Source organism: Rhizobium sp. AP16, from assembly GCF_000281735.1.
GTDB lineage: Bacteria > Pseudomonadota > Alphaproteobacteria > Rhizobiales > Rhizobiaceae > Rhizobium > Rhizobium rhizogenes.
In genome coordinates, this window is record NZ_AJVM01000001.1 from 508,489 (window position 1) to 528,949 (window position 20,461).

Annotated in this window: 7 protein-coding genes and 1 pseudogene; all 8 read right to left on the reverse strand. The window is 59.6% G+C overall.

Going from position 1 to position 20,461, the window contains the following annotated elements; all coding sequences use genetic code 11:
• Nucleotides 1-218: 218 nt before the first annotated feature.
• A complete protein-coding gene (locus PMI03_RS30675) occupies nucleotides 219-7,373 on the reverse strand; it encodes a non-ribosomal peptide synthetase (protein ID WP_007689460.1) in 7,155 nt (2,384 codons plus the stop codon).
• A gap of 148 nt (nucleotides 7,374-7,521) precedes the next feature.
• Nucleotides 7,522-9,003, reverse strand: coding sequence for an arginine/lysine/ornithine decarboxylase (locus PMI03_RS02340; protein ID WP_007689462.1), 1,482 nt, complete (start codon nucleotides 9,001-9,003; stop codon nucleotides 7,522-7,524).
• Nucleotides 8,996-13,204 carry a non-ribosomal peptide synthetase gene (locus PMI03_RS02345; protein ID WP_081500780.1) on the reverse strand — a complete coding sequence of 1,403 codons (4,209 nt, stop codon included), beginning with the start codon at nucleotides 13,202-13,204 and terminating at the stop codon, nucleotides 8,996-8,998. The genes PMI03_RS02340 and PMI03_RS02345 overlap by 8 nt, the downstream gene beginning before the upstream one ends.
• 5 nt (nucleotides 13,205-13,209) lie before the next feature.
• Nucleotides 13,210-14,577 (reverse strand): condensation domain-containing protein, encoded by a 1,368-nt coding sequence (locus tag PMI03_RS02350; RefSeq protein ID WP_007689466.1) that lies wholly within the window; start codon nucleotides 14,575-14,577, stop codon nucleotides 13,210-13,212.
• Nucleotides 14,574-16,853 (reverse strand): condensation domain-containing protein, encoded by a 2,280-nt coding sequence (locus tag PMI03_RS02355; protein WP_309574304.1) that lies wholly within the window; start codon nucleotides 16,851-16,853, stop codon nucleotides 14,574-14,576. The genes PMI03_RS02350 and PMI03_RS02355 overlap by 4 nt, the downstream gene beginning before the upstream one ends.
• Before the next feature lie 21 nt (nucleotides 16,854-16,874).
• Nucleotides 16,875-17,063 (reverse strand): annotated as a pseudogene (locus PMI03_RS31985) (phosphopantetheine-binding protein); the annotation flags it as partial.
• Nucleotides 17,064-17,082: 19 nt separating this feature from the next.
• Nucleotides 17,083-18,675 carry an amino acid adenylation domain-containing protein gene (locus tag PMI03_RS02360; RefSeq protein WP_007689470.1) on the reverse strand — a complete coding sequence of 531 codons (1,593 nt, stop codon included), beginning with the start codon at nucleotides 18,673-18,675 and terminating at the stop codon, nucleotides 17,083-17,085.
• A 500-nt stretch (nucleotides 18,676-19,175) separates the two neighbouring features.
• Complete coding sequence (locus PMI03_RS02365) at nucleotides 19,176-20,399, reverse strand: isochorismate synthase MenF (RefSeq protein ID WP_142692228.1); 1,224 nt, start codon at nucleotides 20,397-20,399, stop codon at nucleotides 19,176-19,178.
• Nucleotides 20,400-20,461 lie beyond the last annotated feature (62 nt).

A 20,461-nucleotide genomic window follows, 5' to 3' on the forward strand; every position in this document is an offset into this window, starting at 1 on the left:
AAGAGATATTCGCAACTGAAGGAAAGAGCGCGAGGCCTGTGTCTGGGTCGAGATTGGTCCAACGCCAACCGACCGGTGCCAAACGTATCCTTGACCTGGGAGATAGTTGCCGAGCCTTGCCTGTCTCCAAGGTGCCTGCCGTCTTGCCTGCACCCACAATGGTTCTGGCCGTCAGCATATGCTGACGGCCAGGGTTTTGAACATGATCGCAGAGCCCATTAAATGCCGGTGGACGATCCCCGGCGGCTGATTGGATCAGGGAAGAAGCCCACCTTGACAAAGTGATCGACGTAGCGACCGAGCACGGCATCTGTCACAGGCGGCGGTGAAATGCCCGATCCAGCCAGGGCTGCCTCGATTTTGCCCTGGCCGAGAGCCGATTCCGCCGTCGGGCCATCGTACTTGTTGAGATGATCTGCAAGGAGCAGAATGGGTGACAAGGAGTCGTCGCCCTGTTTGGCTCGCTCCTCCGCTGCCCGCGTCAGGCGCTCACGCCAGGCGTCGAATGGCATGACCTCCAGATGATGCCCAGCCTTTCGTGCTGCTTCCAGAATGGCACTGATGCTTGTCTGCATGCGATTGGAGAGATGATAGGTCGCGCCCGGATCGCCAAGTTCTATGAGAGCGACCAATGCTTGCGCAACATAATCGACGGGAGCGAGAGTAAGGCCATCGGATCTGAGATCAGGCGCTGCTTGAAGCAGCAGCATTGACCGGATGAAATGCCAGAAGCCAACGCTCGTGCTGCAGATTCCCGTCAAACTATGTCCGCTGACGCGGCCGGGGCGGTGGATCGTGACGGGCAGACCTCTCGCCGCGGCCTTGTGCATAAGCTCCTCGGCCACCCATTTGCTTTGAACGTAGCCGGTATCTTCCACTTCATGGATCGCAAGACGGGTTTCCTCCGTGATGATGGACGGATTTGGACCGCGCCGCGCGACCACCGAGGCTGTCGAAACAAAATGGACCGGCGTAACACGGCTGCCGCTGGACGCCAGCCGCAATATCTCCTTCGCTCCCCCAACATTTATCGCGGCAAGACGCGAATACGGGTCGAATTCGTTTGTTGCGCCGCCGTTATGCATGATCACGTCGATTTCGTCGGCAAGAGCGGCGAATCTTTCCGCTGTCAAACCTAAGCGAGGCTGCGCCAGGTCGCCTGGAAGCCCGATAAGTCGATGCTTGAAGGCATCGTCCCATAGGCCATATGACGTAAGCGCCTTGCGTATCCTCTCTGCCGCCGCGGTTTCATCTTTCGCACGGACCAGGCAGTAGATATCGGCAGCGCTGTTTCTCAGCAGTTCCGCTAAAACAAACGAGCCGATGAAGCCGGCCGCGCCGGTGAGCAATACCGAATTGATCGCGTCGAGAGCGGGTCTGGCCGGAACGGAAGCATGGTCGGGGAGCGCGATATCCGGCGGTAGAACCACGTCCGCGAGCATGAGGTTTGTCTCGCGATCGCCGTTGCTGGAGTTTTCTTGCTCATTCGCCACGCTATCAACATGCCCAAGAGAGATCGCCAGGGCAGCCGGTGTCGGATGATCGTAGATCTGCCGGACGTTGATGGCAGGGCTTATGGCCTCACGAAGCAGGCTGACAAGCCGTACCGTGAGCAAGGAGTGGCCACCGGACTCGAAGAAGTCGTCAAACCGGCCAATCGCCTGGCGCTCGAGAACGCTTGCGAACAGGTCGCAAATGATCTTTTCCGTGGCATTGATTGGCTGCGCCGTCTTGATCTCCGTCATCGCCGGGTCAGGCAGTGATGCGATGTCGAGCTTGCCGTTGATGGTTCTCGGAAGGTCGTCCACAAAGACGATGACGGCAGGAACCATATAGGACGGGAGTTGCAACCGCAGCAGCTCCCGCAGTCCGTCCGCGTCCACCGACTGCTCGTCGCACACCACATAGGCGACGAGGCGGATGGAACCGTCCTGGGTGGCCCTTCCGACGACCGCCGCGCGTTTCACCCCGGTTTGCGCGACAAGAGCGTTTTCGACTTCGGCAGGTTCGATGCGATAGCCGCGGATCTTCAGCTGGTTGTCGGAGCGGCCAAGGTAGTCGATGCCGCCATCAGGCCGCCAACGGGCCAAATCCCCGGTGCGATAGATGCGTTCGCCGGCCTTGCCGAAGGGATTTGCGACGAAGCGCTCCGCCGTGGTTGCGGTACGCCCGACATAGCCGCGGGCCAAGCCTACGCCGCCGAGATAAAGCTCTCCGGTGACACCCACGGGGGACGGATGCAGGCCCGGGCCGAGGATGTAGGCGTGCGTATTGGCAATTGGTCGGCCGACGGTCGGCTCGGGATTGTCGGACAGGTCTGCTCCCAGGGCGTTGATCGTATATTCGGTTGGGCCATAAAGATTATAGCCCCCGACGCCCGGCGCTTCTCGCAGGCGTGTCCACAGATCTTGGCCGACTGCCTCGCCCCCAAGGGAGACAAAGACCACGCCGGTTCCGTCTCGTCCTTGCGGTCGGTCCCGCTCGAGAAGACCGTGTTCGACCAGATATCCGCCGTAGGTCGGGGTGACGTCAAAGGCATCGATCTCTTCGCGATCAAACAGCGGTAGGAGGCGGTCCGGATCTCGCCGAAGTTCATCGTCGATCACATAGACTTCATGCCCTGCCAGGAGCCATAGAAGCTGCTCCCAGGAGGCGTCGAAGGCGAAGGAGGTCGTATGCGCGATCTTAAGACGGCGGCCGCCCTGGGACGCAAGGACGGGCGCGAAAATGGCCTTCTTGTGATTGATGAACATGTTGGTCAGCCCGAGATAGGGTACTGCAACGCCCTTCGGCTCACCGGTCGATCCAGACGTGAAGATGATATAGGCCAGATGCCTCAGGCCCGCCGGACGCTCGGTCACCGGTAGGGTTTTCGGGAGCTGTGCAAGTTCTGTCTGCGTGGCGGGTGCGTCGAGCAGGATCACGCGGGAGTCGGCCCTGTACTCAGGCGGAAGAAGCTCCGTCAGAGCGCCGACGCTGAGAATGACTGTCGGCTGCGACTGGTCCAGCATCGAACGAATTCTGTTGACGGGCGTCTCCAGATCGATCGGAACATAAGCGGCATGCGCCGCAAAAACCCCGAACAGCGCTACGATCATCAGTTCCGAGCGGGGCAGAAGCAACGCGACCCGATGTTCCGGTTGAACGCCGCGCGAATGGAGAAGATGAGCCAGCCGGTGCGCCGACGTCGCCAATTCGTCGAAGGTGAGCTTGGTTTCACCCGCCGTTACGGCATTGTCGTTCGGCGTGGCCGCCGCCTGTTGAACGAGCAGATCCGCAACGGAGAGGGAGCCGATCTCCATGTCCTCTCCCGCGATGGAGCGCGGTAGCAGAAGACTGGCGTCCGGCAGTGCATTCATCGCCAGAAGCGGAATATCCGCGTCACCGGCAAAGGCATCCAGTATGTGCACATAAGCCTGGATAAGCGCTTCGGCTTGATCCGGCGCGATCACGTCGCTGCGGAACATCAGGCGCAGATCAATGGCGTGATGCTTGGGCGTGACTGACATGGTCAAGGGATAATGGGTTGCGTCACGAACGTCCGCGTTGCCGATGCGGATACCGTGCTGATCGGGAAAATCGAACGCAGGCAGATTTTGCACCGAAAAGAGAGTGTCGAACAAAGGACTATGTCCTGCGATCTGCTGCAGGCGCGTGAGATTGACATGGGAGTGCCGAAGAGAGACGGCCTTTTGTCCGTGCAGGGCGCCAAGTACTGTTCTGATCGATTCCTGCCCGTGCGCTTGTACGCGCACCGGAACCGTATTGAACAACAGGCCGATTATCTCGTTTACACCTTCGATTTCAGCAGGCCTGCCGGACACGACATTTCCGAATACCACATTCGGTGTCCCGCTTAGTCGCATGAGCAGCGTGCCCCATGCGAGCTCGAGAACCGTGCTCAAGGTCGTAGAGGCCGAACGAGCAAGCCTGGCAAGTGCCGAGGTCGTTTCGGTTCCGATTGACGCCGTGCATTCTTCGCTGTGCTCGGCACTTGCCTCAAGGCCGCGTGCGTTTGGATACAAGATTGTGGCTTCGGTACCGGTCAGCACCTCGCGCCACACCGTTTCGGCGTCGGTCATGTTCTGTCGCGTGAGCCATCGCAAATAGCGACCAAATGGAGGGGGTGCCGCAGTGCTCGCAGGATCGAGATAGAGCTGGATTGCGAGGCGATACAGCAGACGGATCGACCAGCCATCAAGCAGGATGTGGTGAGCGGTTAATAGAAGTCGATGGAGAACACCAGCCTCGCTTTCCGGCAAGCGAATAAGCGCAAACCGTATCAATGGCGGACGGGTCGCATCGAATTGGGCACCGTACTCCTGGTCGGCGATCATCCTGGCCTGGTCTTCGTCAGACGCCTTCTCGCAGCGCCAGGGAACGTCGACATCGGCGGGCACGACCTGGACCATCCTGCCACCAATCTCGGCGAATCCGACGGTGACTGTCGGGCTGAGCTCGATCGCCTTTTTCACCGCTCGATGGAGACGTTCGGCATCGAGCTCGCCAAAGAGGTCCAACGAAGTTTGGGATATATAGACCTCGTTCGAGCCCTCTGCCGCGCCAACGGCGTGAAAGCGCAAGCCTTCCTGAAGGGGTGAGAGCGGCAGCACCTCTCGCACCGTGCCGAAGGATTCCTCGAGGCGCCGCTGATCCCAACGAGAAAGGTCGACAAGGCTGTCTTCTTCGGGCTGCTTCCCGCCATTTGCAGGGACGACGGCAGCTGCGAATTGGGGGAACCCCCCCTTCCACGCCTCGATGAGCGCGTCGATTTCAGCTGTCGCGCGTCGTGCACGAATGCCAAGGCATGCCTGATTGCGTCGTGGATCTATTCGTACCGTCCAATGCTCTCCCTCTGCTTCCGCCGCCGGCGCAGGCGACATCGGACCGTCACCCTCATCGGTAATGACAATGGAAAGCGTCACATCCGGCGCAGGCGTATCATCGAGCGCTCCAGCCACATCGGGGCTGACGTCTCGCGCGAGGAAATAGGTTACCGCGAAGTCACCAGTCACTCCCTCAGCGCTGTCGAGACCAAGAACCTCACGCGCAGCACGGGTAAAACGATCGGCAAGCTGCGGGGTGAGACGTTGCTCTGCAAAACCCTCCTGTGGGGCAGCCACGAGAACAGGAAATGTTCGTCTGCACCATCCCACGACGGTCTCCAACTCTCCTTTTTGGAAGCGGTCCCGATCAGGTTCGTCGATCTCGATCAAAAGGGGTGACGGTGACAGACGTTGTGCCCAGAGCATGGCCGCTATGGCGGCGGTACGGAGCGCTGTCTGATTTGGCCAACCGCCGAGATCGGGAAGTGCCAAGGTGCGTTCCGTCGAGCTGAACGGGTTTTCGATAACGCTGCCGGCCGATACTCGACCCTCTGCCTTTTCCAACACATCCAGCCAGGACTCGGTATGGGCAACCATGTCTGTCTGTGCCGCGAATTCGGCAGTTCGCGTCAACCAGTCGGCGTAAGATCCAGCGGCATACGGTGCGGCAGGACCGCCATTTGACCGAAGGGGGGTGAGTTCCGCGAGCAGCATGCTCCACGACTCATCATCGATCCAGCGACCGGGGGCCTGCATCTCGAGAATGCGTCCCGGCGCAAGGGGATCCGGCATCCCAAACCATGCGGCGAAGCGCTCGGAATCCTCGGAATTTGCCGGTTGGTCCCGCAGGACCGGGGTTTCCCACAGCTCGGCGGCGTCGGCGAGGTTCCATTGTCCGCTTTCCGGATCGTGCCGCAGGCGCAGTGCGTCGTGCCGCTCCAGCAATCCGACCAGGGCGGCTACCACATCGGTATCGTGAGTAATCTCGGCCAGCCGGATGGCGCGCGTCGCCGTCGGTGATGCCCCCTTGCGTTCCGCCAGTACCGTCGCCAGAGACGACGCTTCAGCGCCCAAACGCCTGTGACCGAATTCAGCCAGCTGAGACAATCGCAATTGCGGATGATGCATAGCCTGCCCGAGGATGCCAATCACCAGTTCGAGCAGATGTCGAGCCGTGGCATCATCGAAGAGATCGCAGGCATAAAGCAAAGACACGCCAATCCTGCCGTCGGATCCTTCATCATGGACGACGAATGTCAGGTCGAATTTTGCCTGCGTCTGCCGGGGCTCGCCAAGAACCATGGCCGCATCACCAAACTGTAGCGCCGGCCATGGTCGAGTAGCGGTGACCATAACCCCGAACAGCGGGTTTCGCGCTGCGGCACGCGGCGGGTTGATATGTTCGACAACGCTTTCGAATGGCACGTCGCGATTGTCGAGTGCCTTGAGGCCTGTGTCATGCACCCGTTGAAACAGCTCGGAAAATTCAGGATCTTCCGCAAGATCGACGCGCACGACCACCGTGTTGCTGAAAAACCCGACGAGTTGGTCGAGCGCGGAATCATGGCGCAAATCCACAGCTGTGCCGAGGGGAATGTCCTGCCCGGCGCCGACGCGTTTAAGCGCTATCGCGACGGCAGACTGGAGCGCCACGAGCGGCGTACCACCATATCTCTTTGCCGTCTGCCGCAAGGCAGTGGACAACCCATGTCCGAGCCAACGCCTGATCTGGGATCCCGAGAAGCTCGGCACTGCCGGGCGAGGGCGATCGAACGGGAGCGCGATTTCCACGGGGAGATCGCCCAGCTGGATCTCCCAGAAACGCAGCTGTTTTGCATGCAGGCTTGCGGGGTTCTTGGGATCGCCGAGGTGTCGTTGCTCCCATAAGGCGTAATCCGTGTAGCGGATGCTGGATGCAGGCGGCAGCGCATCCGGTTTTGCGCCATGCCCATAGGCTCGCTCCAGGTCTGCAAGAACGATTCCAAAAGATCCGCCATCCCCGGCAATATGGGGCAGGACGAGTATGACGGCGACCGCTGCCGACCCGCTTCGGACGACCAGCGCGCGTAGGGGCGCATCAGTCTTCAGGTCGAAAGGTTCATCCCGCGCCTGGCACGCAAGATCGTCCAACTTCTCCTCAAGCGTCTGCGAACGATCCTTCAATGCCAAGGTTACATCGATCTCCGTCAGGCGCGGAGCGACGTAGGGTTCCACGATCTGCTCCGGTACTCCGGCCGCTCCGGCCCGGTATCGCGTACGGAGTATCTCGTGCCTGCGCACGACTTGCTCCAGCGCTTCGCTCAAGGCCGCAACGGAAAAGGATGAGCTCTTATCTGGCCGCAGTATCAGGCAGAAATTGTAGGCGGCAGACCCTTCGGCCAGCTGGGTATGATACCACATTCGGCGCTGGGCAGACGAAAGGACCGCAGGCCCGTCTCGCGGTTCGCGCCTGGGGCGGTCGGTCGCAACGGATTGCTCTGCCTGGAGGAGACCGGCACCCGCGAGCCTCTGCAGCAAAAGCTGTTGCTTACGATCCGAAAACGTCATCTATCTTCTCCTGTTCTATCACGGTCACGCCGCCAAAGCGCGCGCTCCAAATACGGGTGGACGGTTGTCTTTCCTGGCGTCCGCATCGCATCCATGCGCGCGGACCAAACTTATGGTTGTTGGCGAACTGTTGCGAAAAGCTGCCTATTCATGTCGGCTTGTCCTCGGCACCGGGATGAAGAACGGTGCCAAGCGCCATGCTGTCCGAACTTGCGGTGCGGCGCGTGCCACCACCCGCGGCCAGATAATAAATCTCCGCACCCCGGGTTCTTTCCTGTGCCAGTGCCGTTGCGTGTCGGTCTGTCCAAAGTTCTCCGGGCCAGGCGAGTGGAACGCCAGGAGGATAGGGAATGATGTATTCGCAGCTGTGCGAACCAATGGCAGGCTCGAAACCTTGTGGGCTGGTTACCCGTGGACCGAGCGCTGACGGCCCGGATCCCGATGCTAGCAATGACAGGCCGTTTATCAGCGCATCAAGGTCATTGTCGGTAACGCCGAAGTGCAGGCGAACGACGAGATGATCGCCGGCTATCGTGACGAGCACGTGATGTTCGCCCAGGAGCCAATCCTTTATGGCGCGCGAGCGAGGCCCGACATAGAGGCGCAGCACCAGCGGATCCATGTCGTAGTAAGGATCCTGTCTCGGTGACGCGAGCATGTCTGCGGTCCGCGGGTTTTCGCGCAATGCGGCTTCGAGTTTCGCCCTGAGGGTAACAGCGCGCGTAAATTCGCCTGCCCCGAATTGCTCCGCATGCACGCGTGCAAGATCGAGCGAGGCGAGGATTGGCCACGACGGAGAAGTGGTGTGAATGCGATACCTCGCCAACCGTACGTTCTCGATATCGGTGGAAGAGCCCAGCACATGAAGGTATGAACCTTGACGGAGTGCCGCCATTGTTTTGTGGGCCGAGTGCGTGACCAGAACAGGTGCGCGCAGTGACAGCCGCGAAGCGACAGCAAGGGCTGTAGAACCGGCCAGTGAGGGAATGAATGCGTGCAGCGCGGACCAGGCTTCATCGATGACGAGCGCTGTCGTCGGAGATGATGCGACCAGACGCGGCAAAGCGTCATCAAGGCGCAACTTTCGGCCATCGTAACCTGTCGCTGCGAGCACCAGGATATCGAACGGTCGGCCCTCGGAGACGCGCTGCGCAAGCAGGTTTGCGGTCTCTTCGATATCCACACAGGGGTTTTCTATCGTACCGGCGCAAGGCGTAGGCACGACGTTCATTGCCTCGGCGGCAAACAGCAGCGACTGGTGAGCCGTGCAGTCCATCAGCACATCGGCGCCCCGGTAGCGGAGCGATTCCAGTGCGATTTGATTGCTTGTCGTCGTGCCGCTGGTGCCGAAGAACGTCGCATCGGCTCCGAATGCATCCGCAGTTTTGCGTTGCGCGTCGGCAAGAGGCCCATGTGGCGTGAAAAATGAATCCACGGCGCTGCCCGACCAGCTGGCGTCGATCCGCGACAGGTCTGCTCCAAGAAGCGTTCGATAGTGTTGTGCAAGTTCGCAAGACGCGGCGTCCAGGACGGATGGCCAAGGCACCGCATGGAAGTTGTGGCAGCGTCCCTTGCGCGTGAATTGAGCAAGGTGCATTGCGAGAGGAGCGTCCAGATCCTGACTACGCATTGGCTGGATCCTGACGGGAGACCGCAGCCATCCAGGCGTCCAGCAGTTCTCGTGCGATGCCCGCTTCGCCGGCGGCGACCTCCAATACGGTTCGATCCTCGAACTTTTGCCAGGAGGCAACAATTCGATAAAGGCGATCAGCGCCCCGGACGAGTCCACTGTCTGTCCAATGCTGAGGCATGACAGTTCGCCGGACGAGAACTCCCGAGCCGCTCGCTATCGGCCGGCGGCGATTTAGATACGCAATATATGAGCCGGCATCACCGATTGCTGTCTGGTTGTCTGCTTGCGTGGAGACGGGCACGGCAAGAAGCGGACCAATATCAGCGGACTCGACTTCGACATCGGCAGCCACAAAGTCACATTTGGAGACATCACGGGCAGCAGACAGGAAAGCGCTTGTGATGGCCGTCTCATCGGCGCCCTCTATTGTCGCTCTCACTCGGACATCGGGACCTTTGGGCAGGATCTCGTCAGGCCCGACCCACCATGGACTTTTCGGTCCTGCTTCAAGGATCGATTGCCAATCATAGGGGTCCGAAACGGCGACTGCCTTGAAAGGATGATCTGTGGATTGGCCAGGGCCGAGTGCTTCGCCGCGACGCGGTGGCGTGACCTGTCCCATCCATAAACGCGCATCGATGTCTTCAGCTATTCGAGCCAATGAGGCGCCGTCAATTGCGGCGGCATGCGCGACCAGCAGAGATGCATCGGGCGTGATGACGCCGGCAATCACATCGCCTGCCGCGATATCGATCGCCGCGCGTGCAGCTTCAATGATCTCGGCGGTGTCAGAACTCGAGACCTCGACTACCTTGGCAGTGCGAGCAGGTCCGGGCGTCTGCGTGGCACGCCACAGGCGCCCTCTGACAGCGATCGTTTGCCGGAGCGTCGCATGCCTTGAAATGGTTTCCGTGAGTGCCTCGCGCAATTGATCGGGTTTTGCGGGGCCGCGAAGCGCTTCCCAGGTCACGAATTCCTGCATAGGCAGGCCGGAAAGACGGAACCGGTGAATCTGAGCCGGAAGCGGAAACGGCTTGGCCTGTTCTTCGATCGGTGGCGGAAGTTGCTCCACCAGTTGCGCGACGGTTGGATACTGGAAAACCGCAGCCGCCGGAAAATCAAATCCGGCTGCGTTGGCGCGGGCCGCGAAAGACACAGCCATCAGCGAATCTCCACCAAGAGCGAAGAAGTTTTCGTCGATGCCAATGGATCTGCCCCCAAGAAGATCGCCCAAGAGACGGGCCAAGCCTTCTTCGCGGTCATTGCGCGGCGGCCTTGATGGCATATCGGACACCGCGGTGCCTTGCGGCAGCGCTTGCCTATCAATTTTACCACCGTCGAGCCGCGGCAATGAAGGCAGCACAATCACTTCGGCCGGGACAAGCGGTCCTGGCAAACGGTCCGCCAGCCGCGCGCGAAGTCGCGGACCGTCCTGCGGCCGCAGGCCATCGCCCGAGACGTAAGCGACGAGTTCCATGGTGGATCCGACGGTGCGGGGAAGCACGGCCGCCTCTTTCACCTGGGGAGCGGCATACAACTCCGCGACGGTCTCGTCCGGTTCTACCCTGTGACCGCGTATGTTCACTTGATCGTCAATGCGGCCAGCAAGTTCAAGCCGCCCATCTTCACGCCAGCGAACGAGATCTCCTGTGCGGTAGAGTCGGCTATTCTTGCTGAACGGGTTGGCGACGAACCGCGCGGCGGTCAATGCCGGTTGCGCCAGATAGCCGCGCGCGAGCTGCGCTCCCTCAACATAGAGCTCGCCGAGTGCTCCGGGCGGTGCGAGCGTGAGATCGGCCGCCAGCACGTAGCAGCGAGATCCCGGGAGCGGCTGACCAATCGAGATGATGCCGCTTTCGGCATCCGCGCCGCTCACTTTCCCGGCGGTGACATCTCCCGTGGTCTCCGTGCATCCGTAGGAATTGTGCAGCGGCAGGTCTTTGGCCGTTCGATAAATGGATGCGGCAACGCCAGGAAGTAAGGGCTCGCCGGTCGAAAGAACGCGATCTCCGTCAGATATGACGTCAGGTGCCGCGATCGCTACTGCCTCGATCAGTCCCGGCACGGCCATGAAATGACCTATGCCATGCGTCTTCAGAAGACGGGCGAGTGCCGCCGCATCTCTCGCTTCGCTATCCGTCGCGAGCACGATGTATTCACCGGTAACAAACGCTTCGCAAAGCTCCGCTGTCGCGTCGATCGCCGTGGGCGCACTCTTGGCAAGGCGAGCACCGCCTAGACCGCCGGGCCAATGGTCTGAAACCCAGGAGGTGCGTGCTGTCAGGGAAGCGTGCGTGGTCACGACGCCTTTAGGTTGGCCGGTCGATCCCGATGTGAAGCCTATATGGGCTGCTTCCAGAGGCTGAGGGCTATAGCCAGGGTCGGCCGTACGATCGTGCGGCGCTGCCATGAATTCCTGGACGGCGACGATAGGAACATCGTCCATCGTGAAGCTGAAATCACAAATCAGAAGCTTTGCATTTGCTGTATGAATCAACGTCTTCAGACGTGGAGCGGGATGACGCGGATCGAGCGGAAGGTATATCGCTCCACATTTCCAGATCGCCAGAGGCGCGACGATGGTGATCAATCCCCGGCTCGCGGCCACTGCGACGACATCCTGCGCTCCGATACCGCGTTCAATCAGGCGTGCCGCCAGCCGATTGGCTTGTTCGTCTATTTCGATGAAGCGGAATCGATCCTGGCCGTGGACGAGCGCAACTCGCGAAGGTTTGCTCTTTACCTGGCGGCGCCAATATTCAAGTACGGAATCCGTGCTTTGATCAACCTCGGCCCCGCGGGCTAGCTGGACAAGATGGTCGCGCTGCCGCGCTGGCAACTGGCTGACGGCCGAGCAGGGCTGCTCCGGGCTGGTGGTCGCAGCGATCAATATCGATTCCAGATGCTCAAGCATGTCGAGCACGGTGGCAGGGGCGAACAGCTCGCTGCGGAATGTTGCTTCCACCTGTAAAACGTCGCCGGTCAGGAAACCTTGAAACGTTAATGCAAACGGCGACGAGCCGTTGAAAACATTGGTCCATCGAACGTCCATATCCGGCAGGTCCGGCCCGCCAATGTCGCGATCGAGAAACAGCCCGAGCGTGTCGGTAAAGAAGCCATGGCCCGACTCGCGCGGAGGCGCGAGGTCCGCTACGACGCGCTCGAAGGAAACATCGCCATTGCTCAGGGCCTCTGTGACGACCTGCGCTGTTTGCGCCACGAACTGTCGGAATGTTGAATCCGCCGATAAATCAAGGCGCAGCAGTACCGTGTTTCCGAAATTGCCAATGAGCTCGCGGCTTCCCGGTTGGTGTCGATTGGAAACCATCGTGCCGATAGTGATGTCGGACGCTCCGGTCCAGCGATGCAGCAAGAGGGCATATGCAGCGATGAACACCGCAAAAGGTGTTGTCCGCAAAGTGGCGGCAGCCGTGCGCAAGCATTTGGCACAGGCCGGCGGCATGACCCGATCCAGGCGCGTAGCCCGCTCGCTCATGCGGGGACCGGGCGAGCGCGTGGTCGGCAGGGGCAAGGCTGGCGGAAGTGGGTTGAGAGTTTGACGCCAGTAGTCCAATTGCGCGTCAAGATATGCCGCGGATCTGGAATCCGGCAGAATCTGTTGTGCCGCTATGTCAGCATACTGGATGGCCAGCGGCTCCAGGGCCAAGCCGCGATAGGCAAGGCTGAGATCTTGACTGAACACGCCAAAGCATCCACCGTCCCAGACGATGTGATGGATGGTCAGCACCAAAGACCATTGCGTCGCACTGGCCTTGACGAGGTGCACGCGTAGCGGGCCGGATGAGGCGATATCGAAGGGTTCGCAGGCAGCCTCGCGCGCCACCTGCTCTGGGTCGCCATGTTCGACGATATGCACCGGTGGCTGCAATCGAGCCTGTATATATTGATAGGGTTGGCCGTCCGCGCCCGCCGGATAGGTCGTACGCAGGACCTCATGTCGATCCACAACCGCGGCTAGCGCATCAAGCAGCCGAGCCTCGTTGAGATCGCCCGCCAGGTCGATGCGAATGCAGACATTGTAGGCGCCGCTGGCAGGATGCAGTTTCTGGTGCAGCCACATCCGGTGCTGTGCGTCCGACAGAGGCGCAATCTCGATGTTTGGACGCCTTGGAACAGTCGCTCGTGCAGCACCGTTTTGACCAAGCCGTCGTCGCAAAAGTTCAACTCGCGAATTCATGGGTTTTACCAGACCTCGTGGACTGCATCGTGGATGGCGCTGTCTAGACGCGAAAGGAGTTCGCTGATGGTTTCGCTGTCAAACGCGTTTCGGGCGTAGGTGGCCTCGATGTTGATCGTGGTTTCCGCGCCGCGACCGCGCACGAATATCTCCAGCCCCAGGGGAACGAGAGGAAACTGGGTCGCTTCGTTGTGAAGACGTTGCCATTGCGTGGTTGCGCCGGGAAGGCGCGGACCGTCCGTTCCGCTGGGAATGAAAACGACGAGTGAATCGAATAGATTTGGAGGGGCATTAATCTCCTGCCCACCAAGGGTCTCGACGACGCTTTCGTAAGGCAAGTTCCGATGAGTGAAGCCTGCGTCGAATTCCGCCGCGGACGCTGCGATCAATGCGGCAGATGCAGGGTGGTGGCCGACTGGCAGTCGAAGTACGATGTGGTTGGCGAAATTGCCGATGAGATTTTCCGCTTCAGGTCGATCGCGGGTCAACACCGTTGTCCCGATCGTCACCTCATCGGCGCTCTTCTTGCCCAGTACCGAGGCCCAGCAAGCTATGAACGCCACGAATGGAGTCACCCTATGTCTCGAGGCCAGGCGCGTCAGTTCAAGCGATGACGTCAGCCGATAATCGACACGGCCTGCCGCTTCCGGATCGACAGCGGCGAGCCCGGCGCCAACCGCCAGTGTTTTCGGTGGGTAGGGAGCGGCCAGACGCTCGGTCCAGTATTCCATATCATCGGGGACGATCTGCGTTTGATTGTCTCGCTGCCATTGCGCGATATCGGCATACTGAATGGCTAGGTCGGGAAGGGTGACGGAGCTTGCCTCGTAAGCTCTTTCGAGCTCTTTCGAGAGAACGTCAAAGGTGGCTCCATCCCAGATGATATGATGCACGATGAGCGCAAGCATCACCTCATCTGCACCGGTGCGAAAGAACTGCAACCTGAGGGGCGCCTCCGTTTCCAGATCGAACGGAATTCGCAATGCGGCTTTTGCCAGTTCGGTGGCCTCATCGCCCGAAACGCTATCGAAAGACCTCGGCACCCTCATGGATTGCTCTATGCGCTGGAAGGGAATGCCATCCGCTCCAAGGTGATAGGTAGTGCGAAGAATTTCATGTCGTTCCACGATGCGATCCACGGCCGCGGCTATCGCGTTCTCGTCCACCCTTCCGGTGAACGTTATAAGCAAGCCCAGATTGTTGCTGACGCTGTCTGGGTGAGCTTGCTGATATCGCCAGGCATGCTGTTGAGGGAAGGAAAGGCGGGCTTGTTGAGGATTGGTGCGAGCCGGAATACTTCCGGCTTTCGCTGCCCCTCCCAGTCCCGCCGATACGAGCCGCTGCCGAAGCAGCGTTTGGCGGTCCGCAATCATGCCGCCGTTCCAGTCTGTGCGGAGGCCGCGCCAGGCGTCAGCTCACCGAGATAGTTTGCAACTTCCTCATCGGACATGGAGCGGATTTCGAGGACGATGGCCGCAACTTCGTCCAGTCTGGCAGGGTCGTCATCCTTGCGGAGCTGTTCGGCAAGTTCGGCGATGGTGGGCGACCGGAACAGAGCACGGAGGGTGACTGCGTTTGTATCGAGCTCTTCCTGCAATCGTGAGACCACTCTTGCCGCCAGCAGGGAATCGCCTCCAAGCGCAATGAATTCCTCATTTACGCCGACCTCGGCAAGGCCCAGAATTTCTTCCCACACACCAGCGATGACACGCTCGAGATCGGTGCGGGGGGCAACATGATCGGACTGTTCAGAATGGGCCGAAATCAATTGGCGTAGGATGTCGGATTTCGCCTTGCCGTCGCCATCCCGCGGCAACTGATCGACAACGATAATCTGGCTCGGCAACAGGTGGGACGGGATTTGTCTTGCGAGCTGCGCACGGAATGCTTTGCCCGTCGGTGCATCGTCTGCTTCCGCAGACGGTTCAAACGCGACCGCTGCAATAAGGCTATCGTCATGCCGCACCACGGCGACATCACGAATACGCTTATCGGAGCGGATCGCTTCTTCCACTTCGATGGGCCATACCGGGATCCCATGAACGTCGACGCGCTCGCTGTCGTCACCGAGCAGCTTGACTTGCCCGTTCTCGTCGGCGCGACCCCATTGCCGTGTATCCTGCTGTTCTGCGCCAACAAACAGCAAGCGACCCGCGAGGTGATTAGGACGATCTCTCCCAGCGCCATCGACAATGCGTACATTGCGATCGTCGAGCCGGCGGTGAGGCGGATTGGCGTTTGAGATCTCAACGGGCCGGTTCCAAGCTTCCGTCTCGTCGATGACCTCACGCAACACATGCTCAAACAGCTTGAACATTGCGTCGACGACACCCGGCGCCAAGGCATCCTCCCTGGTATCCCAATTCACCAGCAGCCCGTCTTCGAATTCGGTAACCTGTGCATCGAGAAGAACCTGCGGTCCCTGCGAGATGACCCATACCGGTCGACCGACCACGGCGGTCACTGCCGGCGGGAAAAGTTCTCCGAGACCCAGTGCGCTTGTGAACACGACAGGCGCCAGAACCGTTTCGCCCCGTTGCCGGCTGAGGTCGCGCAGCACGTCGAGGCCGGTGTAGGACGCATGCGCGGCATCACTATGCATCCGATTCTGCAGCGCTCGAACCCTGTCGACAAATGCAAGCGGCTTGCGCAAGTCGATCTCGAGCATGACCGAGCTGGAGAAATCGCCGACGATCCGATCGATGTCGGGATGGTCCCCAGCGCGATTGAACATGGGGACATTGAGCAGGAAGTGGTCGGTTGCGCTCCAATGTCCGACAACTTCGGAAAGCACCGTCGCCACTGTCATGGCCACGGTTACCCCGTTCTGGCGGGCAATGTCCGTCAGCCTGTGCTTCTGCTCGGGGGCCAGCCAAAGATGCCGACGCGCAACCCTTGGAGTTGCATTTTCAGGCGTTGCCTCGATCCTTTCCGGCAGGATCGGTGCTCCTGGCAGCGTGGGCAAGCGTTGTTGCCAGGTTTCGGCGGCGAGGCGTGTGCGTTGTTCCTGTCCGGATTTGGTACCAGCAAGATAGTCGCGATAATTCAAGCCCAAGGTCGGAAGGTTTAGCGACGGCGAGCCATAGACAGCCGCTAAATCCGTAAGCAGAATACGATAGCTGACAGCGTCGGCGGCGATCATGTCCACATCGAGATGAAGGCGCGTCGCACCATCAGTCAGCAGGGTGAGCGCGACCGACATCACTTCGCCGCTGTCGATGTCGAGCGCCTGATGGGAGAAGATGTCGCGTATGTTTGCCAGATGGTCCTGCACGACGGCAGCAGACTGTCCGCGCATATCGTGCACAATGAATGGTACGGAAAGCTTCGGCAATACTTCCTGCTTGCCATCGGAGGTGATGCGTGTGCGCAGTGTCTCATGGCGCTCCAGCAATCGTTCCAAGGCAAATTTAAGCTTGTTGGGATCGATTGCCGGATCCGCGTCGGTGGGCGCATGGTCAAACTCTGCATAGAGATGCGCGGCAACGCCGCCGAGCCTTTGGCCGGCACTTCGTCCTACCCAATAGGCATGCTGCATCACACCCAATTGGGTCGCTTCATCATCGGCTTGCCCCGTATCGGCTGCGTCCGTGGCACGGCTGGTCGCGGGATCGGCCTTGATCTCAGCAACTTTGTCCTTGCCGACCAATCTATCCCATGCTGCCAGGGTTGGTTCTCGCGCCAGATCCGCAAAGCTGACCTGCAGCCCGCTCCGCCGCAAACGATTGACAAGCCGCAGCAGTCCTACTGAATCCAGCCCTGCTTCAAACAGATTTTCTCCGTCGGAGATGGCTGCGGGTTCCTCGCCGAGAATTTCGACAACGGCATCACGTATCCACCGCTCGTTGCTTATGTTCATCTGTCGTTTCCTCTGGTGATTATTGGGGACGGTTGCCCAGCCGCTGCCGCAGCAATTCTTCGCGAAGGCCGGCTTTGGCAGTCTTTCGCCGGGGAGGCGGGGTCAGCGCGGCTCGGTCGAGCTTCCGATTGGGCGTAAGGGGAAGCGCAGACAACAGCATGATGTGACTGGGAACCAGATGCGTCGGCAGGAGGCGCGTCAAATGTGCCCGCAAGCCACGCTCATCAAGCTTTCCGTCGGTTGTGACGACATAGGCAACGAGGCAATCGTCTCCGTCGCTTCCATCGGGATCAGGTTTTACTGCGACCGCGCTTGCCGTGACGCTTTGATATGCATCCAGCGCCGCTTCGACCTCGTTAGGCTCGATCCGGAATCCTCGCAAGGAAAGCTGGGTATCGGCCCGGCCAATGAAGCTGAGCTTGTCGCTGAGACGTCGCACGAGGTCTCCGGTCCGATAGAGGCGGCCACCATGAGTATCCGGATCGGCCACAAACCGTGTGGCGGTCAATCCGGGACGGCCGAGATACCCGCGAGATACCTGCGCGCCGCCCAGATAGAGCTCTCCGACCTGGCCATCGGCAACGGGCTTCAAACCATCATCGAAGACATGATCGCGAAAACCCGGCAAAGGCTGGCCGATCGGGCTCTCGCTGGAGGCGTGGCTCATTTCCGGTATGATATCGATGGCTGTGACATGCACGGTGGTCTCAGTAATTCCATACATATTCACCATGCGTGGCCGGCCCGCTCGACGAGCGAACCAGCTCGATAATCGTGCGGGATCCAATGCCTCACCGCCGAATATCACAAGCCTCAGCTCGCTGAGCGATTTCGAGCCGTTGGCGTCAGCACGCTCAAGCGATGCGAATGAAGAAGGAGTTTGGTTGAGAACGGTGACCCGCTCGGTTTCCAACAGACCCAAAAATTCCTCACCCGACCATGTGGCTTCCGGGGGAACGACGACTGTTCTTCCTCCCGTCAGCAAGGGAGCCCAAATTTCCCAGACCGAAAAATCGAATGCGTAGGAGTGAAACGCGGTCCAGACGTCATTGGTGTCGAGATTGAAGAGCGGCACCGTGGCATCGAGAAGCGTGAGGACGCAGCGATGGGAAACAACGACTCCCTTCGGCCGCCCCGTGGAGCCCGACGTGTAGATGACATAGGCCGGCTGATCGGGATGTAAGCTGGAAAGGCGGTCGGCATCTCCGATGGCAGAAGCGTCGTCGGCCTCACCATTTTCCTCTGGTATCAATTCGATCCGGGGCAGACCGTTATCGGGAATCCGGACGTCTGGCGCACTGATTATTGTCACCGGTTTCGCGTCCGACAAAAGATATTCGAGGCGCGCAGTAGGGTATGAGGGATCGAGAGGCAGATAGGCTGCGCCGGCCTTCAATACCGCGAGAAGGGCGACGATCAGATCGGCAGAACGCGGCAAGGAAACACCCACTATGCGATCCGGGCCAGCACCCGCTGCGACAAGCCTTCGTGCCAGCCGGTTCGCTCTTGCTTCGAGTTCCGCATAGCTCAGCGATTGTTCGCCGGCGGTAACAGCAATCGCGTCCGGGGAGAGGGTGGCAAAATGCGTGAATCTATCTGGAAGAGTGTTCACATCAGCCTCCCAGGCGCCTGATCCCGGCAAGAGCCGGCATGACCGGCTGGTTTGCCATGCTCTTCCGCTATGTTGGACCCTTCAGTTTCTTTGAATTCAACGCGCTGCTGTATCGTCGGCATACATAGCCTCTCTGATGCCCTGAAATAACCGGTTGCAAGTGCCGCGTCTTCGACACGACATTTGGAGCGGCCCCCAGCGTTAGGATGGGAGTCGGCAAAGCGTATTCATGTTTTGGATGCAGAAGAGCTGATGCTTTCCTCTGCTATCGCCGCACTGGATGCCAGTGGGCGGCACCGCGATCTCGATGCGGGTTATAATCAAACGGGACGGTCCCGTCTAGTGATTGTTGACTATTTTTCTCATATTTTAATCCGCTATCATGATCGATTGTGAAGGCAGGCGGCTATCGTGTTCGGCTAGCTAGCTATGCGAAAGGAGGGATGCGTACATCTTGTCGCGGTATTTCGCAGGGTCATTGTGACGCTTCAGCCGCCATTTCATCCCAAGGCATTGATAAATGTTTGCAGCTTCGTTCTCGTCTCGGTGTGCTCCGTTTCCGGGTCCGAGCCAGCAACAATACCTGCGCCCGCGAACACCGTCGCCTTGCTTCCGTTCACGATGCCGCATCGCAAGGTGAGGACCCATTCGCCGTTTCCGTCCTCATCCATCCATCCGATAAGACCAGCGTAGAACCCTCGGTCAAAGTCCTCCAGTTCAGCAATCGTCTCCCGAGCGGCGGCCTGAGGCCAGCCGCCAACGGCCGGAGTCGGATGAAGGGCATATGCAAGGGCGATGGGCGATACATTGGCGCGCAACATCCCGGTGATGTAAGTTCCCAGATGCCAGATCACGGGCGTCTGCACCAGTTGAGGTTCTCCAGGCACGTCGACCATGTCGGCGAATTGACGAAATGTCTCTCCAACGGCTTGGACGACCAATGAATGCTCTGCCAGGTCTTTCTTCGAGTTCAGTAGCGCGCGCGCAACCTCCTCATCTGCGATAGCGTTTGCAGCTCGGGGCGTCGAACCTGCCAAAGGTGTGCTCCGGATCTTGCCCTGATCGCAACTCAATACCAGCTCTGGGCTCGCGCCCAACAACACCGAAGATGATTGTTCAAGACCATCCGGCAAATCCGCGCGATAGACATAGGCACTGCCGTTTCGAGCGCACAAGCGTGCATAAACCGCATCAATATCGATTGGTGAGCTGGAGTCGACTGTCACGCTGCGGGCAAGCACGACCTTGTCCAATGCACCTGACTGGATGCGTTTGAGAGCTTCCGTGACGTTTTCTCGATAAGAGGGCGACTCGGCGCCATGGACTTCGAAAACATTGGATTGTTCGTCATTCGGAAGCGATGCAACTGAACGATCCGTACTGAAATCCACCTCCTCGGGAATATAGAAAACGGCCTTCGCGTTGGCATCGAAAGGAACAAGGCCGACGACGATAGGTTTCTTACCCTCACGCGTCTTTCCGTTCGCCGCCGCCAATGCCGCCTCGACGGCAGCGGCGACAGAAGTGCCATCCCAACGCTCAGGATGAATTCTTTGAGCCACACCTCGGGTGCGCAGCCGATATCCGGGCGTTGTCAAGTCAAACCGGGCATTCATACAACCATCTCCGTCTGTCATCTGGTAGACATGTCGTTTTTCTTCAAATGCATCCGCTGCGATTGTCAGCCATGTCGCAGAAGAGCCTGTCGAGCGAGAACGGGACAATCGTTCTCTCGCTCCAAGCTGGCTCGTCTTTGGCCCGAACCGAACCTGTCCTATCTATCGAG